The sequence below is a fragment of the Streptomyces lydicamycinicus genome (assembly GCF_000829715.2).
Classification (GTDB): domain Bacteria; phylum Actinomycetota; class Actinomycetes; order Streptomycetales; family Streptomycetaceae; genus Streptomyces; species Streptomyces lydicamycinicus.
The window spans coordinates 458,909-482,404 of record NZ_BBNO01000004.1 but is presented as its reverse complement, the minus strand read 5'-3'; the positions used below and the strand labels follow the sequence as shown (position 1 = coordinate 482,404).

The 23,496-nt window shown below is 71.6% G+C and carries 21 protein-coding genes; 10 read left to right on the top strand and 11 right to left on the bottom strand.

Annotation, left to right across the window (positions count from 1 at the left end; all coding sequences use genetic code 11):
* Positions 1-87: 87 nt before the first annotated feature.
* The 3 genes from TU31_RS15460 to TU31_RS15450 all read right to left on the bottom strand — a co-directional run bounded on the left by TU31_RS15460 (position 88) and on the right by TU31_RS15450 (position 3,037).
* Positions 88-336, bottom strand: coding sequence for a hypothetical protein (locus tag TU31_RS15460; RefSeq protein WP_042155495.1), 249 nt, complete (start codon positions 334-336; stop codon positions 88-90).
* Positions 337-422: 86 nt separating this feature from the next.
* Positions 423-1,169: a DUF4232 domain-containing protein gene (locus TU31_RS15455; protein WP_042154674.1), complete on the bottom strand. Its 747-nt coding sequence runs from the start codon at positions 1,167-1,169 to the stop codon at positions 423-425.
* A 545-nt stretch (positions 1,170-1,714) separates the two neighbouring features.
* Complete coding sequence (locus tag TU31_RS15450) at positions 1,715-3,037, bottom strand: family 4 glycosyl hydrolase (protein WP_042154672.1); 1,323 nt, start codon at positions 3,035-3,037, stop codon at positions 1,715-1,717.
* Between the two features lie 66 nt (positions 3,038-3,103).
* On the opposite strand from TU31_RS15450, the gene TU31_RS15445 reads away from it, so the two are divergent.
* The 4 genes from TU31_RS15445 (at position 3,104) to TU31_RS15430 (ending at position 7,389) form a co-directional block, all read left to right on the top strand.
* The gene (locus TU31_RS15445; RefSeq protein WP_042154670.1) at positions 3,104-4,249 is read left to right on the top strand and encodes a carbohydrate kinase family protein; all 1,146 of its coding nucleotides are present in this window, start codon (positions 3,104-3,106) and stop codon (positions 4,247-4,249) included.
* Positions 4,250-4,437: 188 nt separating this feature from the next.
* Entirely contained in the window at positions 4,438-5,442 is a 1,005-nt protein-coding gene (locus tag TU31_RS15440) for a PhoH family protein (protein ID WP_042154668.1), read from the top strand.
* Positions 5,443-5,535: 93 nt separating this feature from the next.
* Positions 5,536-6,033 (top strand): rRNA maturation RNase YbeY, encoded by a 498-nt coding sequence (gene ybeY, locus TU31_RS15435; RefSeq protein WP_042154667.1) that lies wholly within the window; start codon positions 5,536-5,538, stop codon positions 6,031-6,033.
* Positions 6,034-6,045: 12 nt separating this feature from the next.
* Positions 6,046-7,389, top strand: a complete 1,344-nt coding sequence (locus tag TU31_RS15430; RefSeq protein WP_042154665.1) for a hemolysin family protein — start codon at positions 6,046-6,048, stop codon at positions 7,387-7,389.
* A 247-nt stretch (positions 7,390-7,636) separates the two neighbouring features.
* Here TU31_RS15430 and TU31_RS15425 read toward each other — a convergent pair whose 3' ends face one another.
* Positions 7,637-9,130: an MFS transporter gene (locus TU31_RS15425; protein ID WP_042154664.1), complete on the bottom strand. Its 1,494-nt coding sequence runs from the start codon at positions 9,128-9,130 to the stop codon at positions 7,637-7,639.
* 90 nt (positions 9,131-9,220) lie between these two features.
* Here TU31_RS15425 and TU31_RS15420 point away from each other — a divergent pair, with 90 nt between their 5' ends.
* From TU31_RS15420 to era, 3 genes are all read left to right on the top strand, one after another.
* Positions 9,221-10,111 (top strand): helix-turn-helix transcriptional regulator, encoded by an 891-nt coding sequence (locus TU31_RS15420; RefSeq protein ID WP_042154662.1) that lies wholly within the window; start codon positions 9,221-9,223, stop codon positions 10,109-10,111.
* A 98-nt stretch (positions 10,112-10,209) separates the two neighbouring features.
* Positions 10,210-10,575: a cytidine deaminase-like protein gene (locus TU31_RS15415; RefSeq protein ID WP_042154660.1), complete on the top strand. Its 366-nt coding sequence runs from the start codon at positions 10,210-10,212 to the stop codon at positions 10,573-10,575.
* A 128-nt stretch (positions 10,576-10,703) separates the two neighbouring features.
* Positions 10,704-11,651 (top strand): GTPase Era, encoded by a 948-nt coding sequence (gene era, locus TU31_RS15410; RefSeq protein WP_370682736.1) that lies wholly within the window; start codon positions 10,704-10,706, stop codon positions 11,649-11,651.
* A gap of 64 nt (positions 11,652-11,715) precedes the next feature.
* On the opposite strand, the gene TU31_RS15405 is transcribed toward era, so the two are convergent.
* From TU31_RS15405 to TU31_RS15390, 4 genes are all read right to left on the bottom strand, one after another.
* Positions 11,716-12,963, bottom strand: coding sequence for an MFS transporter (locus tag TU31_RS15405; RefSeq protein WP_042154658.1), 1,248 nt, complete (start codon positions 12,961-12,963; stop codon positions 11,716-11,718).
* Complete coding sequence (locus tag TU31_RS15400) at positions 12,960-14,333, bottom strand: GH1 family beta-glucosidase (protein ID WP_042154656.1); 1,374 nt, start codon at positions 14,331-14,333, stop codon at positions 12,960-12,962. The genes TU31_RS15405 and TU31_RS15400 overlap by 4 nt, the downstream gene beginning before the upstream one ends.
* Positions 14,334-14,433: 100 nt before the next feature.
* Positions 14,434-14,700 carry a protealysin inhibitor emfourin gene (locus TU31_RS15395; protein WP_042154654.1) on the bottom strand — a complete coding sequence of 89 codons (267 nt, stop codon included), beginning with the start codon at positions 14,698-14,700 and terminating at the stop codon, positions 14,434-14,436.
* A gap of 107 nt (positions 14,701-14,807) precedes the next feature.
* On the bottom strand, positions 14,808-15,896 hold the full coding sequence (locus tag TU31_RS15390; protein ID WP_042154652.1) for a M4 family metallopeptidase: 1,089 nt from the start codon (positions 15,894-15,896) through the stop codon (positions 14,808-14,810).
* Positions 15,897-16,221: 325 nt separating this feature from the next.
* On the opposite strand from TU31_RS15390, the gene leuA reads away from it, so the two are divergent.
* The 3 genes from leuA to TU31_RS15375 all read left to right on the top strand — a co-directional run bounded on the left by leuA (position 16,222) and on the right by TU31_RS15375 (position 20,256).
* Entirely contained in the window at positions 16,222-18,000 is a 1,779-nt protein-coding gene (leuA, locus tag TU31_RS15385) for a 2-isopropylmalate synthase (protein ID WP_042154649.1), read from the top strand.
* A 189-nt stretch (positions 18,001-18,189) separates the two neighbouring features.
* Complete coding sequence (locus TU31_RS15380; protein ID WP_245698554.1) at positions 18,190-19,218, top strand: SGNH/GDSL hydrolase family protein; 1,029 nt, start codon at positions 18,190-18,192, stop codon at positions 19,216-19,218.
* A 330-nt stretch (positions 19,219-19,548) separates the two neighbouring features.
* A complete protein-coding gene (locus TU31_RS15375) occupies positions 19,549-20,256 on the top strand; it encodes a TerB family tellurite resistance protein (protein ID WP_042154646.1) in 708 nt (235 codons plus the stop codon).
* 123 nt (positions 20,257-20,379) lie between these two features.
* Here the strand turns inward: TU31_RS15375 and TU31_RS15370 are convergent, their stop codons facing one another.
* The 3 genes from TU31_RS15370 to TU31_RS15360 are packed head-to-tail and all read right to left on the bottom strand — an operon-like array spanning position 20,380 to position 23,485.
* Complete coding sequence (locus tag TU31_RS15370; RefSeq protein WP_042154644.1) at positions 20,380-21,615, bottom strand: cytochrome P450 family protein; 1,236 nt, start codon at positions 21,613-21,615, stop codon at positions 20,380-20,382.
* Positions 21,531-22,910, bottom strand: coding sequence for a cytochrome P450 (locus tag TU31_RS15365; protein WP_042154643.1), 1,380 nt, complete (start codon positions 22,908-22,910; stop codon positions 21,531-21,533). Before TU31_RS15365 ends, TU31_RS15370 begins: the two co-directional genes overlap by 85 nt.
* A complete protein-coding gene (locus TU31_RS15360; RefSeq protein WP_078885796.1) occupies positions 22,907-23,485 on the bottom strand; it encodes a GTP-binding protein in 579 nt (192 codons plus the stop codon). Before TU31_RS15360 ends, TU31_RS15365 begins: the two co-directional genes overlap by 4 nt.
* Positions 23,486-23,496: the final 11 nt, after the last annotated feature.

Here is a 23,496-nt window from a genome sequence, read left to right as displayed (position 1 = left end):
AAGGCCGCTGCCCCGGTGAGACACACCGGGGCAGCGGCCTTCTTGACGCGACGTCGGCGGGACGAGTCCTCGCCGGGTGGAGAGCCGTCAGCGGTTGTAGATGGCCATGATGGGGTCGCTGTCGTCGCACCACACCTCGTGGTACCCGTTCGCCTGGGCCATCGGGAGTTCCTTCGCTTCGCACTCCGCCTTCGAGGGGTACTTCTCGGCACCTACGGGGACCCAGCCGTCGCCGGGGGGAGGGGCGGCGAAGGCGGTGGTGGCGGTCAGCGGGATGGCGACCGCTGCGGCACCGACCGCGAGACCGACACCGATTCGAGTACGCCACGACTTCATGGTCATCTCCTTGCTTGTCTTGTGCGTTCTGAGCTGGTCGGGCTCAGAGAGGTTCTCGGCTGATGTCCAGGGCAGCGCCGAGGTGGTCAGCCGATGGGGTTGACGAAGGTGGCCGGGTGGGTGGCGCTGCGCTGGTCGACGAGCGTGCCCCAGGGCCACTTGATGGTGAGCGACTTGGTCTCGTTGGGCGGGGTGATGTCCGCGAAGGCGGGCTGGTAGAAGCCCTTGTCTTCCTTGGTCAGGGCGACGTTGATGGTGAAGTCGGTGCTCTCGCCGGGCCCCAGGGTGATCGAGCCGTGCTTGGCCGACGAGCGGGCCAGCGACCAGCGCTCGCCGCCGTTCTCGGACTTGAGGTCCACCCCCGGGAAGCCACCGATCTTGCAGGTGCGGCTGCCCTTGTTGGTCAGCACGACGCTGGTGGTCGTCGAGCCGCCCGCGTTCGGGTCCGGAGCCGCGTCCTCACCCGTGGCGAACGCCGCCTTCAGGCCGGACGTGTGGCAGCGATCGACGCCCGAGCCCGCCCCGCCACTGCCGGCGGCGTTCGCGCCGCCCGGCTTCTTGGCCGCGGCCCCCGCCTTGGTGTCGGCCTTGGCACCGGAACCCGCCTCGGCACCGGAGCCCGCCTCGCCACCGGAGCCCTGCGCCTTGGCACCGGAGCCCGGGCCGCTGGACTCGACGGCCGTGCCCGCACCCGACTGGCCCGCGGGCTCCGTGCCGGCGACGTCCGAGCCGGAGCAGGCGGTCAGCGTCAGACCGGCGGCCGCGGTCAGGGCCGCGACGGCAATGCGCAGGGTGCGGCGACGGACGGTGCGGGCAGTGGTGTTGGCGCTCATTTCGGGTCCCCCAGGACGGTCGGTGTCGCTGTTTCCTCGTGACGACAACCACTCTGGTCGGGGCCACTAGCGGGCGGCTGCCGCTCCGCTAACGTGCGGCTAACACGCTTGTGAGCAGGGAAAAGACGCCTAGGAGAACGCGAAGAACCCGACCGTGGCGACTAGTTGGGAAACGCGCGGCTGCTCGCCGGAACGAGGGGCGTCCGACAAGGTCAAGGTCCTGGCCACCGGCGTCCCGCCCCACAGCGAACGGAATGCTCAGGGCACTCAGAGGTAACGCGGCCCGTCGGAGATGCCCTAGGGGAGGGGCGAACACTTCCCGTAGGGGGTGCGGGCGCCCCCTCGGGGCCACAACGTGGCGGGGGCGGAGGGTATTCCGAGGTGTGACGCGCCTTCGTGGCACGAGGCCGCCGTGGCGTCACGCCGCCGTGCGTCACGCCTCGGTGGCGTCATGCCGCCGTGGCGACAGGCCCCGCGGCCCGCCGGCCCGTGCCCCGCAGGCCCGTGCCCCGGCCCCCGAGCTCCGCGCCCCCCCGCCCCCGCTCTCACCCCTCCCCGGCCGCCCGCTCCAGAATGCGGGCGGCCACCGCGGGGGAGTCCACCAGCGGATGCAGGGCCAGGGCCCGTAGCGCGGCGGCGCGGTCCTTGAAGACCGCGGCCTCCACCGTCGCCCGTTCCACCGCCTTGACCTGCAACATCAGGCCCAACTGGTCCTCCCGCAGCGGTGCGCAGGGCAGGGGGCGGGCGCCCTGTGCGGTCACCTCGCACACCGTCTCCACGATCGCGTCCGGCGCCAGTTGCGGCACGGTCGTCCCGTTGCGGACATTGAGGATCAGCCGGGTGCCGCTGCCGCCCAGGATGCCGTGCATCAGCGCCAGCGCCACCCGGTCGTAGCCGCCGCCCTCCAGATCGTGGCTGTCGCGCTGCCAGCCGCCACTGGCCTCCCGGCTGTGCGCCATGTACGTCTCCTCGCGCTCCAGCCGGGTCCGCTCCCACAGGGCGTACACCGCGTCCGGGCCGCCGGCCGCCGCGGCCCGCTCGAAGAAGCCGCCCTGCTGCTGGTCGAGGAATTCGCCGCGGGTTTCCCGGGTGTCCCGTACGGAGTCGAGGGTCTCGCGGCGGAAGTAGTAGTAGTGCAGATACTCGTTCGGGAGCGCGCCCAGGGTCCGCAGCCAGTCCCCGCCGAACAGCCGGCCCTCCTCGAAGGAGCCCAGCGCGTCCTCGTCGGCGAGCAGCCCCGGCAGCAGATCCGTGCCGTCCAGCGTCAACGACCGCAGCCAGCCGAGGTGGTTGAGCCCCACATAGTCGTAACCGGCCCGGTCCGGGTCCGCGCCGGCCGCCCGCGCCGCGCGGCGCACCAGCCCCACCGGCGAATCACAGATCCCGATGACGCGGTCGCCGAGCACCTGGGACATGGCTTCCGTGACCATGCCCGCGGGGTTGGTGAAGTTGATGACCCAGGCATCCGGGGCGAGCGCCGCGACCCGCTCGGCGATGTGCAGCGCCACCGGAATCGTCCGCAGGCCGTAGAGGACACCGCCCGCGCCGACCGTCTCCTGGCCGAGCACGCCCTCGGACAGCGGGATGCGTTCGTCCCGCACCCGGCCCGCCGTGCCGCCCACCCGGATCGCCGAGAAGACGAAGCCGGCGCCGGCCAGCGCCTCGTCCAGACCGTCCGCGACCCGTACGGGCACCGGTGCCGGATGCCCCTGCGCCAGCCGCGCCAGGACCTCGGCGATCACCGCCACCCGGCGCGGATCGGTGTCGTGCAGCACCACCTCGGAGACGGCGCGCCCCGGGTCGTCCAGCAGGGCGCGGTACACCAGCGGCACCCGGAAACCGCCCCCGCCCAGAATCGTGAGCCTCATGGGGCGGAACGTACCGCAGCATCAGGCACACTGGCGGCACGTGCAGATACGAGAGGGGAGAGCACGGTGAGCAGCCGACGCGATGACCTTCCGCCCGCGGGCCCGGCCGCCGTGCCCGCGGCCCTCGATCCGCTGGCCGGGGTGCGCGCCGACGGCGATCCGCGCACCGACGTCTACCTCACCGGCTCGGTCTTCCTGGACATCATCTTCACCGGTCTGGACTCCGCCCCGGTCCGCGGCACCGAGTCCTGGGCCCGCGGGATGGGCTCCAGCCCCGGTGGCGTCGCCAACATGGCCACCGCCCTGGCCCGGCTCGGGCTGCGCACCTCACTCGCCGCGGCCTTCGGCGACGACCACTACGGCGAGTACTGCTGGGAGGTGCTCGAACAGGGCGAGGGCATCGACCTGGAGCTGTCCCGCACGGTCCCCGGCTGGCACTCCCCGGTCACCGTCTCCATGGCGTACGAGGGCGAGCGCACGATGGTCTCGCACGGTCACGAGGCGCCACCGCCCGATTTCGCCTTCGACGGCAAGCACGCCCCCGGCTGCCCGCCGCCGTCCCGCGCCTGCATCGCCTCGCTGGTCCCGGGCCGGCGGGAGGGCTGGCTGGGCTGCGCGGCGGGCCGCGGCAGCCGCATCTTCGCGGACGTCGGCTGGGACGACAGCGGCCGCTGGGACCCGGCCGACCTCGCCGACCTGGAGCACTGCGAGGCGTTCCTGCCCAACGCCGAGGAGGCGATGCGCTACACCCGGACGGACTGCCCGCGCGCCGCGGCCCGCAAGCTCGCCGACCGGGTGCCGCTCGCGGTGGTCACGCTGGGTTCGGAGGGCGCCTGCGCGGTGGACGGCCGGACCGGCGAGAGCGCCGAGGTGCCCGCGATCGCCGTGGAGGCGCTGGACCCGACCGGCGCCGGCGATGTCTTCGTCGCCGGATTCGTCACCGGCACCCTCGCCGACTGGCCGCTCACCGACCGGCTCGCCTTCGCGGGGCTGTCCGCCGCGCTGTCCGTGCAGGAATTCGGCGGCTCGCTGTCCGCGCCGGGCTGGGCGGAGATCGCCGCCTGGTGGCAGCAGGTGCGGGCCTACGAGGCGGGCGCACCGGGTGTGCTGCGCCGCCAGTACGCCTTCCTGGACGAGGTGCTGCCCGCGGCGTACCGGCCGGCGCCGCTGGCCCGCGCGGTCCCCACGATCGGCTTCCGCCGGCCGGCCTGAGCAGCCGCGGGGCCGGGCCCGGCGCGTGCGGCCGCCCCTTGCGGCGTGCCCCCGTCGCCCCGCCCCGGCGGGAAAAGCCCTCGGGCCTGTCAGTGCTCCGTCGTACTCTTGTATCCCAAGGAGTCGAGTGCAGGCAGGCACCTCTTATTAGCAAAGGATGGGGGTTGAGCAGGCCACCGAGCCGCCTTATGACTCAGACACCCACGCAACCGCAGGCGCGCGCCCAGTTCACCGTCCCGGCCAAGCACCCGATGGTGACGGTCCTGGGATCCGGTGACTCCCTACTGCGCGTGATCGAAAAAGCCTTCCCGGCGACCGACATCCACGTCCGGGGCAACGAGGTCAGCGCTGTCGGTGACGCCCGGGAAGTGGCTCTCATCCAGCGCCTCTTCGACGAGATGATGCTGGTGCTCCGCACCGGACAACCGATGACGGAGGACGCAGTGGAACGGTCCATCGCCATGCTGCGCGCGGCGGAGGACGGCGAGGGCGCGGTGAGCGAGACACCCGCCGAGGTGCTCACCCAGAACATCCTCTCCAACCGCGGCCGGACGATCCGGCCCAAGACCCTCAACCAGAAGCGCTATGTCGACGCCATCGACGAGCACACCGTCGTCTTCGGCATCGGCCCGGCCGGCACCGGCAAGACCTACCTCGCCATGGCGAAGGCCGTCCAGGCGCTCCAGGCCAAGCAGGTCAACCGCATCATCCTGACCCGCCCCGCGGTCGAGGCCGGTGAGCGGCTCGGCTTCCTGCCCGGCACGCTCTACGAGAAGATCGACCCCTATCTGCGCCCGCTCTACGACGCGCTGCACGACATGCTCGACCCCGACTCCATCCCGCGCCTGATGGCCGCCGGGACGATCGAGGTCGCGCCGCTGGCGTACATGCGCGGCCGGACGCTGAATGACGCCTTCATCATTCTCGACGAGGCGCAGAACACGAACCCCGAGCAGATGAAGATGTTCCTCACCCGCCTCGGCTTCGACTCGAAGATCGTCATCACCGGCGATGTCACCCAGGTCGACCTCCCGGGCGGCACGAAGAGCGGTCTGCGCCAGGTCCGGGAGATCCTGGACGGTGTCGACGATGTGCATTTCTCCCTGCTCACCAGCCAGGACGTGGTCCGGCACAAGCTCGTCGGCCGTATCGTCGACGCCTACGAGAAGTACGACAGCCGCAACGGCTCGTGAGCCCCGCCGGCCGGCCGCCCCGGCCGGCTGGCGCACGACCCGCGGTCCCAGCAACCATCGGGCCGGGCCCGAGAAGCGAGAAGCAACGCCCCCATGTCCATCGACGTCAACAACGAGTCCGGCACCGAGATCGACGAGCAGGCCATCCTGGATGTCGCCCGCTATGCCGTCGCCCGGATGCGTATCCACCCGCTCTCCGAGCTGTCCGTGATCGTCGTCGACGCCGAGGCCATGGAGCAGCTCCACCTCCAGTGGATGGACCTGCCGGGGCCGACCGATGTCATGTCCTTCCCCATGGACGAGCTGCGTCCGCCGGCCAAGGACGACGAGGAGCCCCCGCAGGGCCTCCTCGGTGACATCGTGCTCTGCCCGGAGGTCGCCAAGAAGCAGGGCGAGGAGGCGCCGACCGGGCACAGCATGGACGAGGAGCTCCAGCTGCTCACCGTCCACGGAGTGCTCCACCTCCTCGGCTACGACCACGAGGAGCCGGACGAGAAGGCCGAGATGTTCGGTCTCCAGGCGGCGATCGTTGACGGCTGGCGCGCCGAGCGGGGGCTGACCGGCCCCTCTCCGGCCCCCACCGTGACCTGACGGGACAGCCCGATGACCACCCAGCTGATCGCGGTCGCGGTCCTGCTCGTCGTGATCGCCTGGCTCGCCGCCTGTGCGGAGGCCGGGCTGGCCCGGACGACCAGTTTCCGGGCCGAGGAAGCCGTCCGCTCCGGCCGCCGCGGCAGCGCCAAGCTCGCCGCCGTCGCCGCCGACCCCACCCGCTATCTCAATGTCGCCCTGCTGGTGCGGGTCGGCTGCGAGATGGCCGCCGGGGTCCTGGTGACCTACGCCTGTCTGCGCTCCTTCGACGAGACCTGGGAGGCGTTGACCGTCGCCATCGCCGTGATGGTGCTGGTCTCCTATGTCGCCGTCGGCGTCTCACCGCGGACGATCGGCCGCCAGCACCCGCTGAACACCGCGACCGCCGCCGCCTACGTCCTGCTGCCGCTGGCCCGCATCATGGGCCCCGTCCCGCAGCTGCTGATCCTCCTCGGCAATGCCCTCACCCCGGGCAAGGGCTTCCGCAAGGGCCCGTTCGCCTCCGAGGCCGAGCTGCGCTCCCTGGTGGACCTCGCGGAGAAGGAGTCGCTGATCGAGGACGAGGAGCGCCGGATGGTGCACTCCGTCTTCCAGCTCGGCGACACCCTCGTCCGTGAGGTGATGGTGCCGCGCACGGATCTGGTGGCCGTCGAGCGGTTCAAGACCATCCGCCAGGCGCTGACCCTCGCCCTGCGCTCCGGCTTCTCCCGTATCCCGGTGACCGGCGAGAACGAGGACGACATCGTCGGCGTCGTCTACCTCAAGGATCTGGCCCGCAAGGTCCACATCAGCCGCGACGCCGAGAGCGAGCTGGTCTCCACGGCCATGCGCCCCGCCGTTTTCGTCCCCGACACCAAGAATGCCGGTGATCTGCTGCGGGAAATGCAGCAGGACCGTAATCATGTCGCGGTGGTGATCGATGAATACGGCGGCACCGCAGGCATTGTCACGATCGAGGACATTCTGGAAGAGATCGTCGGCGAGATCACCGATGAATACGACCGGGAACTGCCGCCCGTCGAGGATCTCGGCGACGGCCGCTATCGCGTCACCTCCCGGCTGGACATCGGCGACCTCGGTGAGCTGTACGGCCTGGCCGAGCTGGACGACGAGGACGTCGAAACCGTCGGCGGACTGCTCGCCAAGCTCCTCGGCCGGGTCCCGATCGCCGGTGCCACCGCCGAGGTAGACCTCTCCGGTGACGCCTCCGACCCGGGGCTGAAGGGGCTGCGGCTGACCGCGGAATCCCCGGCCGGCCGCCGCAACAAGATCATCACGGTGCTCTGCGAGCCGGTGCGGCCGGCGGGTGCGAGCGCCGCTGAGGAGCAGTCGGCGGGCGGCCGCACCGCCGGCTGAACATCCGCGGAATTCGCCGCGTAATTCCTGGTGATGGCGGGAATATTTCCCGCTGTCGCATACCGCGCGGCTACTTATCTCCAGTGCAGCAGAAATGTTCTGAAAGCCATATCCGGGGGAGCTGGATTCCGCGGCAGGCGCCGTGGAAGGATCTTCAAGCGGTCGTCGGCGCGTGGCCGCAATGCGTGAGAAATCCTGTAGCGCAGGTTGCCCCGGCGACGGGGGACCGGGGCAACCACCTTCTTCCTCAGCCGCGGCGCGCCGTACGCACCGTCCGCAGCCCGGCCGCCACCAGCAGCGCGACCACCGCGAGCAGCGCCGCGTCCAGGCCCAGCGCCAGCTTGATGCCGCCGAGCGTGGCCCGGGCGAAGTCGCTGCCGTCCGCCCGCAGCGCGGCGATATGCGCCGAGGCGACGGCGCTCAGCAGCGGAATGCCGATGGTGATGCCCACCTGCTGCGAGCTGGTGACCAGCCCGGTGGCCAGGCCCTGTTCGGCGTCCGGCACCCCGGAGGTCGCGGTCACGCCGTAGGAGATGATCGCCCACAGATGGCCGAGGCTGCCGAGGGATACCCCGGTCAGGGCCAGCCACAGGCCGCCGCCGGTGCCCAGCCCCAGCAGCGCGGCCGTGAAACCGGCCTGGAGCAGCAGCCCGGTCAGCAGGGTGCGGTGGGCGCCGAGCCGGCCGATGACCTTCGGGGCGACGAGCCCGGCGAACGCCGAGACCACGCCCTGCACCCCGAACACCAGACCCGTGTGGAAGGGGGACAGCCGCAGCACTTCCTGGAGGTAGAGCGTCAGCAGGAAGATGACGGTGCTCATCATCGCGAAGGTCGTCAGGCCCGCCAGATTGCCCCAGGCGACGGTCCGGCGGCGCAGCATCGGCAGCGACACCAGCGGCTGCGCGGCCCGCGACTCGACCACCACGAACGCGGCCAGCAGCCCCACCCCCGCGAGCAGCGTCACCAGCACGTCCGGGCGGCCGAAGCCCTGCTCGGCGGCGGTCGACAGGGCGTAGATCAGCGACAGCAGGCCGCCGGTGACGGTGACCGCGCCGGGCACGTCGATCCGCGGCCGCTCGGGATGCCGGGACTCGGTCAGCAGCAGCGGCGCCGCCGCCAGAACGGCCACCCCGGCCACCGACAGCAGGCTCATGGTGGAGCGCCAGCCCAGCGCATCGGTCATCACCCCGCCCAGCACCATGCCGATGGTGAAGCCCATCGAGAGCACGGTGCCGCTGATGCCCAACGCGCGTTCCCGCTGCGGGCCCTCGGCGAAGGTGGTGGTGAGCAGCGACATCCCGGTGGGCACGATGATCGCCGCGCCGAGGCCCTGAAGCGCCCGCCCGGCCAGGAAGACCGCCGGGGACCAGGCCAGCGCGGCCAGCACCGAGGCCGCGGTGAACAGCCCGAGCCCGATGAGGAACAGCCGGCGCCGCCCGAAGAGATCGGCGATCCGGCCGGACAGCAGCAGGAAGCCGCCCGAGGGCAGGGCGAACGCGGTGACCGCCCACTGGAGATCGGCCTGGTCCATCCCCAGATCCCGCCCGAGCACCGGAAGCGCCACATTCAGGATGGAGAAGTCCAGCGCGATGATGAACTGCGCGCCGCACAGGAGCAGCAGGATGAGCTTGGCGCGCCCGGTCATCCGCGAGCCGGCGGGCGCGGTATTCGGGGCGGCGCCCGGCGCGGGGGCGGCGCCCGTCGGTGTATCGGGAGCAACGGTGCTGTCGGTTATCGGCATAGGACGAGGCTGCGGCCCCCGAACACCGCGTGGGGAGCGGGAACTTATCGTGGTGTCCGCACCACCAGCCACGCCGAACAGGGGGAGAACGTGGCCACGAACGCAGCCAACCGGGACACCGCGCGCCGCCGCCAGGATCTGCGCGACTTCCTCCGAAGCCGTCGCGCCCGGGTCACCCCGGCCGAGGCGGGCCTGCCCGACGGCGGCCGCCGCCGCACCCCGGGCCTGCGCCGCGAGGAGGTCGCCGTCCTCGCCGGGGTCGGCGCGTCCTGGTACCAGTGGCTGGAGCAGGGCCGGGACATCACCGTCTCGCCGCAGGTGCTGGACTCGGTCGCCCGGGTGCTGCGGCTCAGCGGCGCCGAGCGCCGGCATCTGTACGTCCTGGCCGGGCTGAACCCACCGCTGCGGCAGGACGCCGAGGAACTGGGCCGCACCGATGTGTGCGCGGGCCTCCAGCGGCTGATCGACGCCTGGATGCCGTCCCCGGCGCACATCATGGACCCGTACTGGAACACCGTCGCCTACAACGAGGCGGCGGGGCTGGTGCTCCGCCACGGCCGACCGGGGGTCTCGCCGAACTGCCTGATCGCTTTCTTCACCGACCCCGTCTACCGTGCGCGGGCGGCGAGCTGGGAGGCGAACGCCCCCTCGGTGGTGGCGGAGTACCGCGCCGCGTGGTCGGCGCGGCCCGGCGACGAGGGCTTCGACGAGGTGGTCCGTGAGGTCTCCGCGCGCAGCGAGGAGTTCGCCGCGCTGTGGGAGCGCGGCGATGTGCAGGACGGCGGCCAGCGGCAGAAGGAGTTGAACCATCCGCTGGTCGGGGCGCTGTTCTTCGAGACCACCCAGCTGCGGATCCCGGCCCGTCCCGATCTCAATGTCGTGCTGCACAATCCGCGCCCGGAGACGGACACCGCGGCCAGGCTGGCGTGGCTCACCTCTCCGGAGGGCCGGCGCGGCGGGATGTCCTCGGTCGCGGGCTGACGGCCCGGGGGAGGGCGGCCCAAGGCGGGCGCCTTCGGTCGGCCCGGCCCGTCGCCCCTTGCCGCGGCCCTCCCGCCGCCCCGCATATGCTCGCCCGTATGAGCGAAGCCGCACCGCTGGACCCCGAAGACCGCAAGATCATCACGCTCGCGCGCTCGGCGCGGGCCCGTAACGGCGTGCCCGAGGGCGCCGCCGTCCGCGACGAGACCGGCCGCACCTATGTCGCCGGCACCGTCGCCCTGGACTCGCTACAGCTCAGCGCGCTACGGACCGCCGTCGCGATGGCCGTCGCCAGCGGCGCCACGTCCCTGGAGGCCGCGGCCGTGGTCACCGACGCCGAGCACGCCGACGACGCCGACCGCGCGGCCGTACGGGACCTCGGCGGCCCCGATACGCCGGTGCTGGTCGCGGGCCCCGACGGCACGCTGCGCAGCACCGTCCCGGCGGGCGGGACCCCGGCCTGAGCCGGCCGGCCGTACGACGGCGCACGGGGCGGCCCGCCGGCAGCGGAGGGCCGCCCCGCGCCGTTCGCGCCCCCCCGCCGGCCGTCCCCGGGCCGGGATGGTCGGAGGCGCGCCCGGGATCGGGGAGAATGGGCGCCATGAGCGTTCGTACCGAGTCCTCCGCCGCGCACCGTGCGGGCTTCGCCTGCTTCGTCGGCCGTCCCAATGCCGGCAAGTCGACCCTGACGAACGCGCTCGTCGGCACGAAGGTGGCCATCACCTCCAACCGCCCGCAGACCACCCGCCACACGGTCCGCGGCATCGTGCACCGCCCCGAGGCCCAGCTGGTCCTCGTCGACACCCCCGGCCTGCACAAGCCCCGCACGCTGCTGGGCGAGCGGCTGAACGATGTCGTGCGCACCACCTGGTCCGAGGTCGATGTGATCGGCTTCTGTCTGCCCGCCGACCAGAAGATCGGCCCCGGCGACCGCTATATCGCCGGTGAGCTGGCCGACATCAAGAAGACCCCCAAGGTCGCCATCGTCACCAAGACCGACCTGGTCGACAACAAGGCACTCGCCGCCCAGCTGATCGCCATCGACCAGCTCGGCAAGGAGCTGGGCATCGAATGGGCGGAGATCATCCCGGTCTCGGCGGTGGGCGACGCCCAGGTGTCCCTGCTCGCGGACCTGCTGGTCCCGATGCTCCCGGAGAGCCCGCCGCTCTACCCCGAGGGCGACCTCACCGACGAGCCCGAGCAGGTCATGGTCGCCGAGCTGATCCGCGAGGCCGCGCTGGAAGGCGTCCGCGACGAGCTGCCGCACTCCATCGCGGTGGTCGTCGAGGAGATGCTGCCGCGCGAGGACCGCCCGGCCGACAAGCCGCTCCTCGACATCCACGCCAATGTCTACATCGAGCGCCCCAGCCAGAAGGGCATCATCATCGGCCCCAAGGGCAAGCGCCTGAAGGAGGTCGGCATGAAGTCCCGCAAGCACATCGAGGCGCTGCTGGGCACGCCCGTCTTCCTGGACCTGCACGTGAAGGTCGCCAAGGACTGGCAGCGCGACCCGAAGCAGCTGCGCAAGCTGGGCTTCTGAGCCGTTCCGGCCCGGGACCCGGCCGACGGGACTGCGCCACGCCCCGGATCCGGCGCCCCGGCCCTTACGCCACGCCCCGGATCCGCCGCACCAGCAACGCCCCCAGCAGCCCGATGCCCGCGGCGACGCCGTACAGCACCCGGTAGCCGCCGAGGTGCTGCACGATCGGCGCGGCCAGCACCGGGGCGGCCACCTGCGGCAGCGCGTTGGCGATATTGATGACGCCCAGGTCCTTGCCGCGGTCCGCGGCGGCCGGCAGCACCTGCGTCATCAGCGCGAAGTCGACGGAGGTGAAGACGCCGAAGCCGACCCCCAGCAGCGCCGCGGCACACACCGCCCCCGGCCAGGTCTGCCACCCGGCCAGCAGCCCGGTCGCCACCGTCATCAGCACCCCCGCCCCCAGCACGAACGGCTGCCGGCGTCCGATCCGGTCCGACCAGAAGCCCGCGACGACGACCGTGCCGAGCAGGGTCACCGCGTTGACGGCGGTGAGCACCAGCACCCCGCCGTCCGGGTCCGGCCGGTGCAGCACATCCCGCAGGTAATACAGCAGGTACAGCAGGGCCAGCGCGTTGCCGAGGTTGATCAGGAACCGGGTCAGCCAGGCCCACGCCAGATCGGGGTCGCGGCGCGGGCTGATCGTGAACCCGGCGAGCAGGGCCCGCAGGCGCAGCGCGGGACGCCGCCCGGCAGGCAGCACCGGGTCCCGGTGCAGCAGTACGTACGGGAGGGTGCCCAGCACCGTGAAGCCGGCACAGGCGAGGTAGCCCGCGACCACCCCGCCCGCGACCGTCGCCAGCCCCGTCCCGGCCACCACCCCGAGGATCTGCGCGGCCCCCAGCCAGCCGCCCACCGCCCCGCGCCGGCCGTGCGGCACCCGGTCGGGCACCGCCGCCGTGATCGCCGCGAACGCCGCGTTGAGGGTGAGCTGCACCAGGCACCACCCCAGCGCCATCCCCGCCACCGTGCCCGCCCCGGCCAGCAGCACCAGCGCCCCGGCCCCGCCCAGCACCCCCGCGAGGACCCACGGGGCGCGCCGCCCGAACCGCGAGGCCGTACGGTCCGACAGCGCCCCGAACAGCGGGTTGGCCACCATCGAGACCACGGCCCCGGCGCCCGTCACCCACGCCAGCACCGACTCCTTCGCCGTGCCCGGCGGCGCGAGTTCCGCGGCCTGGAGGGCGAGCAGGATCTGGAGCGGCCCGTACCAGCCGACCCAGATCGCCCCGTTGGCCAGCGACAGGGCGGCGGTCCACCCGCGTCCGGCCGGCTCCGTCGGCTCCGTGAGCGCCTCCGGAGCGGCGCGGCTCATCCGCGGGCCTGCTCCCGGAGGGCGTCACGCAGCCAGCGGAACGACGCCTTGGGCGTCCGCGCCAGCGTCGTGTAGTCGACGTGCACCAGCCCGAAGCGCCGGGCGTACCCCTCGGCCCACTCGAAGTTGTCCGTCAACGACCAGACGAAGTAGCCCCGGACGTCCACCCCGGCCGCCATGGCCTGGTGCAGCGCCCGCAGATGCCCGTCCAGGAACGCGATCCGCTCGCCGTCCTCGATGCCCTCGTAGGAGCACCCGTTCTCGGTGATCACGACGGGCGGCAGCCGGTCGCCGTACCGCTCCTGGAACGACACCAGCAGCCCGGTGAGTGCCTCCGGCACCACCGGCCACCCGAAGTCGGTCCGCGGATACCCCTCGATCTCCTGGGGCGCGAAGGGCAGTTCGGGCGGCAGCCGGATCCCGCCGAAGTCGGCCGCCGCCACGCCCTCGGCCCCCGGGGCGCCCACCAGTGTCGGCTGGTAGTAGTTGATCCCGTACCAGTCCAGCGGCTGCGCGATGACCTTCAGGTCCTCGGCGACCGGACCCGGCAGCAGGGCCGCCAGCTCCTCGTCCGGATACCGCCCCAGCAGCACCGGTTCCGCGAACAGCCGGTTGAGCAGCAGATCGTAGAGATCGGCCGCCGCGGTGTCCGCCTCCGACGCGCTCGCCGTCCACGTCGGCCCGTGCGAATTGGCGATCCCGATGCTCGTCGCCCCGCGGGCCCGCAGCGCCTGTACGGCGAGGCCGTGCCCCAGCAACTGGTGATGTGCCGCAGGCAGCGCCTCGAACAGCAGCTGCCGCCCCGGCGCGTGCTGCCCCAGCCCGTAGCCCAGCAAGGTCAGTTCGGCCGGTTCATTGAGCGTGATCCACCGCTCGACCCGGTCCCCGAGCCGCTCCGCCACCACGTCCGCGTACGCCGCGAACTTCTCGGCCGTCTCCCGGACGAGCCACCCGCCGCCCTCCTCCAGCGCCTGCGGAGTGTCCCAGTGGAACAGCGTCGGCACCGGTGCGACCCCCGCCGCCAGCAGCGCGTCCACCAGCCGGTCGTAGAAGTCCAGACCCGCCTTGCTGACCGCCCCGCTCCCGTCCGGCACCACCCGCGGCCAGGCCACCGAGAACCGGTACGCCCCGACCCCGAGCTCCTTCAGCAGCGCCACGTCCTCCGGGTACCGGTGGTAGTGATCGGTCGCCACCCGCGGATCCGACCCGTCCTTGATCCGCCCCGCCTCCGCCGCGAACACATCCCACGCGGACCGCCCCCGCCCGCCTTCCGCCACCGCGCCTTCGATCTGCGCGGCGGACGTGGACACCCCCCACACGAAGTCACGGGGGAAGCGGGGCAGGGCAGCGGGCACCGGCTCGGTCGTCATGAACCGGATCTTTGTAACCGGCGGTAACGGTGTCAAGGGGGCGGTGCGGTACGGAGTTGAGTGGGGCCGGGGCGGCCCCGCGCATCGCCACGCGGCGGTGCTACGCGCCTTCCTTCATCACCTTCGTGATCAGCGACCGCTGTTCCTTGGTGAGGCGCGGGTCGGAGCAGTAGACCGTCCGGCCGTCGACCGTGATCTGGTAGCTGAAGCCGTCCGGGACCCCTACGGGGGGTTCGGTGCGGGCGGTGGCGACGGCCTCTTTGGCCAGGTTCTGCCAGTCATCGGCGTCGGGGCGGCCCGAGGTGTCGATCTCGGCGCGGCGGTCGACGCCCGCGAAGCCTCCGGTGCGATGGACATGAATGCGCATAACGGACTCCTCCGACGTCTTCGACGGACTCCTACCCCGTAAGGCCACGGTAATCGTGCCCGGGGCGGAAGGCGCTGCCGAATTCCCGCCCCGGGCACGCGGTGCCGCTACTTCGTGGTGACGCCGACCTGTGTCCAGGCCTTGATCATCGCCTCGTGCTCGTCGCCCGCGCCGAAGCGGGCCTTGGCGGCCTTGATCGTGAGGGCGGCGAAGTCGGCGAAGGTGGCGGTGTGGGTGAGCTCGCCGCCGGTCAGTACGTCGTACCAGACCTGCCCGGCGCGCTCCCAGGCCTTGCCGCCGATGGCGGTGGCGGCCAGGTAGAAGGCGTGGTTGGGGATGCCGGAGTTGATGTGCACGCCGCCGTTGTCGTCGATGGTGTGGACATAGTCCTTCATGGCGGCGGGCTGCGGGTCCTTGCCGAGGACGTCGTCGTCGTAGGCGGTGCCCGGGGCCTTCATCGAGCGCAGGGCGGTGCCGGTGACGTTCGGGCCGAGCAGGTCGGCGCCGATCAGCCAGTCGGCCTGGTCGGCGGTGTGGCCGAGGGCGTACTGCTTGATCAGTACGCCGAAGACATCGGAGACCGACTCGTTGAGGGCGCCGGACTGGCCCTGGTAGTCGAGGTTGGCGGTGTACTGGGTGACCCCGTGGGTGAGCTCGTGGCCGATCACGTCGACGGAGATGGTGAAGTCCTTGAACAGGTCGTTGTCCCCGTCGCCGAAGACCATCCGCTCGCCGTCCCAGAAGGCGTTGTCGTACCGCCGGCCGTAGTGGACGGTCGCGTTGAGCGGCAGGCCGGCGCCGTCGATGGACTTACGGCCGTAGACCTTGAGGTAGAGCTCGAAGGTGGCGCCCAGGCCGGCGTGGGCGCGGTTGACGGAGGCGTCCTTGGAGGGGCCGTCGGACTCGCTGCGGACCTTCTTGCCGGGCAGGTCCTCGCGGTGCCGGGCGTCGTAGATGGTGCGGTTCGGCTTGTCGGCGTCGGCGCCGGGCTCGCCGGGGGTGAGGCCGCCGCGGGCGGCGATCGCGCGGCGCTCGGTGCGCGCCACGTGGTCGTGCTCCAGGGTGCGACGGGCGGGCTCGTGCCGCTCCGGGTCGTCGGACTGGGCCAGGTTGTCGAGGATGTGCGGCGGGATGATCGTGCAGAAGACGGGCGTGTGACGGGTGGCGGGATCTGGCTGCGCGTCGTTGAGGTCCATGCACAAAAGGTGGCACTGTGTAATCCCGCTGTCACTGCCTGCGTCCAAGATTCCCTAAAAGTGTGGTTGGTCGCATTTAGGTCGTAACGTCCGTCGGGTCCCGCATACTGATACGCGACCGCCGGACAGGGCGTACCTCGGCTAGGGTGCTGTGCATCATGCGTTTCGGGCTGCTTCTCCTTAGCTGCCGCGGCGAGGGCCTGTAGTCGTAGGCCGACCCCCTCCCCGCGGAGTTCGGTGTTGCGATCTATCGCCCCGTCGGCCTCTCCCTCGCTCTTCCGGAGCAGGGGGACCCCCAGCGGACATACGAGGAGCCCTACGCACCATGACGAACCCGTCGAGCCCCGCAGGTCATGCCGTCGGCCGACCCACCCCGGTCACCAACGCGACGCAGCTCCAGCGGCCCTCCGGAATGCCGGTCCACAAGTACGGCCGCTACGAGGCGGTCGACATCCCCGACCGCACCTGGCCGGACAACCGCATCACCGTCGCGCCCCGCTGGCTCTCCACCGACCTGCGGGACGGCAACCAGGCGCTGATCGACCCGATGTCGCCGGCCCGTAAGCGCGAGATGTTCGACCTGCTGGTACGCATGGGCTACAAGGAGATCGAGGTCGGCTTCCCGTCCTCCGGGGAGACGGACTTCGCGTTCGTCCGCTCGATCATCGAAGAGGGCGCGATCCCCGAGGACGTGACGATCTCCGTCCTGACGCAGGCCCGCGAGGAGCTGATCGAGCGGACGGTGGAGTCGCTGCGGGGCGCCCACCGCGCCACCGTCCACCTGTACAACGCGACCGCTCCCACCTTCCGCCGGGTCGTCTTCCGCGGCTCGAAGGAGCAGGTCAAGCAGATCGCCGTGGACGGCACCCGGCTGGTCATGGAGTACGCCGACAAGATCCTCGGCGACGAGACGATCTTCGGCTACCAGTACAGCCCGGAGATCTTCACCGACACCGAGCTGGACTTCGCGCTGGAGGTCTGCGAGGCGGTCTGTGACGTCTGGCAGCCCGAAGAGGGCCGCGAGATCATCCTGAACCTGCCCGCCACCGTCGAGCGCTCCACGCCGTCCACGCACGCCGACCGCTTCGAGTGGATGTCGCGCAACCTGTCCCGGCGCGAGCACGTATGCCTGTCCGTGCACCCCCACAACGACCGGGGCACCGCGGTCGCCGCCGCCGAGCTGGCAATCATGGCGGGCGCCGACCGTATCGAGGGTTGCCTGTTCGGCCAGGGCGAGCGCACCGGCAATGTCGACCTGGTGACGCTGGGCATGAACCTGTTCTCCCAGGGCGTCGACCCGCAGATCGACTTCTCGCAGATCGACGAGATCCGTCGCACCAGCGAGTACTGCAACCAGATGGAGATCCACCCGCGCCACCCCTACGCGGGCGATCTGGTCTACACCGCCTTCTCCGGCTCCCACCAGGACGCCATCAAGAAGGGCTTCGACGCCATGGAGGCCGAGGCAGCGGCCGCCGGCAAGACCGTGGACGACATCGAGTGGGCGGTCCCGTACCTGCCCATCGACCCCAAGGACGTCGGCCGCTCCTACGAGGCGGTCATCCGCGTCAACTCGCAGTCCGGCAAGGGCGGAATCGCCTACGTCCTGAAGAACGACCACAAGCTGGAACTGCCGCGCCGGATGCAGATCGAGTTCTCCCGGATCATCCAGGAGAAGACCGACGCCGAGGGCGGCGAGGTCACGCCGGCCGCCATCTGGTCGGCCTTCCAGGACGAGTACCTGCCCAACCCCCAGAACCCGTGGGGCCGCATCCAGGTCAAGAACGGCCAGACCACCACCGACAAGGACGGCGTCGACACCCTCACCGTCGAGGCCGAGGTGGACGGTGCGGAGACGGTGCTGGTCGGTACCGGCAACGGCCCGATCTCCGCGTTCTTCCACGCCCTCCAGGGCATCGACGTCGACGCGCGGCTGCTGGACTACCAGGAGCACACCATGAGCGAGGGCGCCTCGTCGCTGGCCGCCTCGTACATCGAGTGCGCGATCGGTGACAAGGTGCTGTGGGGTATCGGCATCGACGCGAACACCACGCGCGCCTCACTGAAGGCCGTGGTCTCCGCCGTGAACCGCGCGGGCCGCTGACGCCCGGCATCGGCCGCCCCCTTCGGCGCCCCCGCGACTCTTTCCGAGCCGCGGGGGCGCCGTTGTGCGACCCCGCCACCTGAAGGTGGGGTTTGGGCTCCACGCCTCTCACTGTGCGTAAGTAGCTCAGTACTTTTGGTGATCAGCGCTCGTCGGACAGGCCGCGGCGCGGACACCAAGGACGTGCAGATGAGCAGATATGGCATGCCCGCCCTCTCCCGGCTGGCTGTCGCGGCGGTTGCCTCGCTCGCCGTGGTGGCCTCCGCGTTCGCCCCGGCGGCGTCCGGAGCCCCGGCCCGGACGGCGGACCGTCCGGAGTACGTGGCGCTCGGCGACTCCTACAGCGCCGGGGTGTTCGTCCGGCCCTGGGAGGAGCACGACGGCTGCGGCCGCTCCGGGCGCAACTACCCGCACCAGGTGGCCGGTCAGCTCGGACTCGCGCTGACGGACAAGACCTGCGGGGCCGCCGAGGTGGTCGACGGGGTCCTCGGTCCCCAGCCGGCCGCCAAGATTCACGGTCCGCCGACCATCCCGCCCCCGGGCGGCTGGTCCGATCTGCCGCCGCAGGTCGAGGCGTTGTCCCCGGACACCGATTACGTGACCGTCGGCGTCGGCGGCAACTCCCTCGGCTTCGGGCCCATCGTGAGCAAGTGCCTCGAACTGGGCATCACCAAGCCCCTCCAGCCGAAGCCCTGTACCGACCACTACAGCGACGGCGGTCCGGGCGAGGACTGGCTGGAGGAGCGGTTCAGCCGGCTCGACACCGACTTCGCCCACATGATGACGGTGATCCACCGGCGCGCACCGCACGCACGGGTCGCCGTCGTGGGGTATCCGGCCATCGTTCCGGACAACTCCGGCTGCACCTTCGGCCGCTGGAACCAGCTCGGCAGCGTCAAGAAGGGCGATATGCCCTGGCTCGACGGGCTCGAACTGCGCCTGAACGCGCTGCTGGAGAAGCAGGCCGCCTACCACGGCGCGAGTTACATCGACACCTACGGTCCCAGTGCCGCGCACGGGGTGTGCGCGAGCGGCGACGCGAAGTGGATGTACGGCATCAAGGACAACCTCACCGGCGACGGCAACCAGACCGACCCGCCGACGGAGCTGTGCCGGTCCTTCCCCGGTACCGGCGAGGCCTGCACCTTCGTCCACCCCAACGCCCGCGGCCTGGACAACCAGACACGACAGGTGGCCCGGGCGCTGATGGCCTCGTAAGGCCGATGACCCCGTAAGGCTGACGCCGGTCCCCGCGCGGGCGCCGCCGAACCCCACCGTTTTGGCCAAGCCGGGCCGCCGCCACGAGCGGCCCCGCAGCCGCCCCACCCGTTGCCCGCCTCCTCATGGCCATGCTCTTCACGGCGCCCATAGGCCCCGCCCCCTACCGTCCGGAGGGGCGGGGTCCTTCGTCATCCGGCCAGTTGTCCGGTACGAGGTGCTGACGCCGCATCACGTATGTGGCTAACATCACGTCCAATGCGACGAGGGGGCCATGCAGGTACCTCCCGTGCCCGGAGGGGCACGGGTGAGTTACGGAGGGCTGACGTGATGCACAAGATGTGTGTGATGGGCGTGCGCACGTCCTGGCGGACCGTCGCCGATGGCGAGTTCTTCTGCCCGGACTGCGGCGGGGACCGCAACTACCTCCGCCGGACCGGCCGTCGCCGGCTCACCCTGCTCGGCCTCCCGCTCCTCTCCCGCGGCCCCGCCGGCCCGGTCCTGGAGTGCTCCGCCTGCCGCGGCCACTTCGGCCCGGACGCCCTGGACCACCCCACCACCCTCCGCTTCTCCGCGATGCTCCGGGACGCCGTCCACACCGTCACTCTCGCGCTGCTGGCCGCCGGCGGCACCTCCTCCCGCGCGGTCCGCGACACCGCCGTCGACACGGTCCGCGTGGCCGGCTTCGCGGACTGCTCCGAGGACGAGCTGCTGACCCTGCTCGCCGCCCTCGCCGCCGACACCGGCCGGCTGACCGGCACCTACGACGCGGTCACCGGCGGTCACTGCGGCCCCCAGGGCCTGGACCCCTGCGGCACCGCGCTGGCCATAGAGCTCCACGAGGCGCTGGAGCCGCTCGCCCCGCACCTCGCCCCGGCGGGCCGGGAATCGCTCCTCCTCCAGGGCGCCCGGATCGCCCTCGCCGACGGCTCCTACACCCCCGCGGAACGCGAGGTGCTGAGTACCGTCGGCAGCGCCCTGATGCTGCGCCCCGCCGAGATCAACCAGCTGCTGGCGGCGGCGCGTACGCCGTCCTGAGGACGGCAGCCGAAGACCCCGCCACCCGGGCAGGGTGACGGGGCCGGATGCCGGAGCGGCGGGCCGCCCAAGGGCCTTCTCCGGCCCGCTCCAGGCCCGCCTCAGGCCCGCCTCAGGACGGGTTCACGCCGGAGTCAGACGGACCGGCAGGGTGCGCAGACCGCCCGAGATGAAGCCACTGGTGGGCTCCAACTGCTCGGCTGGGGTGGCCAGTTGGAGGTCAGGGAAGCGGGTGAAGAGGGCCGGGAGGGCGATCCGGGCCTCCATACGGGCCAGCGGGGCGCCGAGGCAGTGGTGGACGCCGTGGCCGAACGCCAGATGCTCCTGGTCGGAGCGCCGGATGTCGAAGTCGGCGGCGGTGTCGCCATGGAACGCGGCATCCCGGCCGGCTGCCGCGTACGCCGGGAGGATCGCCTCGCCCTTGCGGATCGTCGGGCCGTCCGGGATCTCGATGTCCTCCACGGCGAAGCGGAGGGGGAGCGCGGCGATGCTGGGGGCCCAGCGGAGGGTCTCCTCGATGACGTCGTTCCAGGAGACCTGGCCCGACAGCACCAGTTCGAGCTGCTCGGGGTGGGTCAGCAGGGCGTGCACCGCGTTGCCGAGGAGATCGACGGTGGTCTCGTGACCGGCCCCGATGACGAGCAGCAGGGTGTCCAGCAGCTCCTGCTCGGTCATCTTCTGGCCCTCGTCGTCCCGCGCGGAGACCAGCAGGCTGGTGAGGTCGTCCGCCGGGTGCTCGCGCTTGGTGGCGACCAGATCGGACAGCAGCGCATGGACGGCCGCGCCGGTGGCACCGGCCTGCTCCGGGGTGGCCGTGGTGTCCATGATGGCCGTGACGAGGCGGGCGAGTTCGCCGCGCTTCTCACCCTCGGGGAAGCCGAACAGCTCGCAGATGACCTGCATGGGCAGCGGGTGGTTGAACCGCTGCCGCAGGTCCAGGGGTTCGCCCGCGGGGTGCGCGGCGAGGTCGTCCAGCAGCGCCGTGGTGATGCTCTCCACGCGCGGGCGGATGGCATCGGTACGGCGGGCCGTGAACGCCGGGGCGATCAGCTTGCGCAGCCGCCGGTGATCGGCGCCGTACGCGGTGAACATGTTGGTGACGCCGATCCAGTACTGGAGCCAGCTGCTGCGGATCTCCTCGCGCTGCCACTCCGGCCAGTGGTCCCGGGGGTTCTTCGAGACCCGGTCGTCGGTCAGCAGCTGCTTGAGGAGGGTGTGGCTGGTGACCGTCCAGGCCTCGATACCGCCGGGCAGTTCGGTCCGGGCCACCGGGCCTAGTGCGCGGAGGCGGGCCGCCTCCCCGTGGATGTCGCTTCCGACCGGGTCGATGACGAAGGGCTGCTGTCCCTGTTGTGCCATGGGGTAGCTCCTGCCTGGTCGGGGGTGATGGGGGTGAAGCGGGCCGGGAGCGCGACAAGGGCCCGGTGGAACGCGCCGTTGCGCCACTGCAACGTGCCGGGGTCCACGGCGAGTTCGATGTCGGAGAGCCAGGCCGTGAGCCGCTCGATCGCCGTGGTGGCGATCAGCAGCGCATGCCGCTTCACGGGACAGGCGTGCGGGCCCGCCGCCCAGGCGAGGTGCGAGCCGCCGCCCGACCCGGGCGTCCCCAGCGACGTGGTGTCGAACTGGCTGTTGGCGGCCGCGTACGACACCATCACCAACTGCCCCTTGCGCACCCAGGTCCCGTGGAAGAAGACGTCCCGGACCGGGAAGTGCGCGGAGTAGTTCGTCAGCGGCGGGTCGTTCCACAGCACCTCGTTGATGGCGTCGTGCGCGGTCAGCGCGCCACCGGACAGGGTGTTGTAGTAGCGGTCGTCGGACAGCATCCGCGACAGCGCGTTGCCGATGAGGTTGGCGAGCGGTTCGTTGCCCGCGCCCATCGTGAGGATGATGTTGTGGATCAGTTCCTCGTCGTTGAGCGCGTTGGGGTGGTCCATGAACCAGGACGTCAGGTCGGGACCGCGCTCGGCCTTCTTGGAGCCGACCAGCTCCATGATGTAGTTCGTGTACGCCTCGTTGGCGGCCGCGGCCTCCTCGGGGGAGGTGCCGTCCAGCATCCCCGCGATGGCCTCGATCAGCCGGTCGCTGTAGGAATCGGGCATCCCGAAGAGGTTGTTGAACATCAGCAGCGGGATCAGCCGCGCGTAGTCGCCGATCAGATCGACCTCGCCGTGCGCCCCGAAGCGCCGGATCAGGCTGTCCGCGGCCTGGTGGACGCGGGCCCGCAGCTCATGCGGCTCGACCAGCTTGAAGCTGTCGACGACGACGTCCCGGTAGCGGACGTGCGCCGGCCCGTCCGCGTAGAAGATGTTGGGGCGCCACATCAGCATCGGCATGACCGGCGAGTCCGCCGGGACGGTGGTCATCCACTCGCGGGAGTCCTTGGACCACGTCTGGTCGTCGTGCAGCAGGTCGAGGGCCGCCCGGTAGTCGGTGACCAGCATCGCGGTCACCTCCGGCGCGATCTCGACCGGCGCCAGCGCGCCGTACTGGCGCAGCTGCGCGTAGATGCGGTGCGGGTCGGCGGCGAAGTCCGGTCCGTAGAGCTTCACCGGCGTCTGGGCGTCGGGCTGCGCCGGTGCCTGCTGGTACGGGGCGGCGTGCGCCGGGCAGCCCGGTGGCGGTGCGGCTCCCGGCTGGTGCGGGGAAGTCACGGGTTCGGGTTCTCCTCGGGGGTGTGGGCCAGGACGTGCCCGACGAGCGCGATCAACGCGTCGACGGACTGCTCCCGGTCGCGGGCGTCGCACAGCACCAGCGGCGTGTCGGGGTGCAGATCGAGCGCCTCGCGCAGCTTTTCGACGTCGTACTCGGGCGCGTCGGGGAAGGTGTTGACCGCGACCGCGTAGCGCAGTCCGGCCTCCTCGACGATGTCCATCACCTCGAAGGAGTCCGCCAGCCGGCGGGTGTCCGCGAGGACCAGGGCGCCCAGTGCGCCGCGGGCGATGTCCTGCCACAGGGGCCGGAAGCGCTTCTGTCCGGGCGTGCCGAACAGATACAGCGCCAGGTCCCCGGGCAGGGTCAGCCGCCCGAAGTCGATGGCGACGGTGGTGGTGGTCTTCTCCCGGACTCCGGCGAGATCGTCGACGGCGGCGCCGGTCTGGGTCATGACCTCTTCGGTGTGCAGCGGCGGGGTTTCCGACAGCGCACGGATGAGAGTGGTCTTGCCGACCCCGAACGGTCCCGCGATCAGCAGTTTGACCAGTGTCTGGTTCTCGCCGGAGAGGTACATGTTGCCGGTGC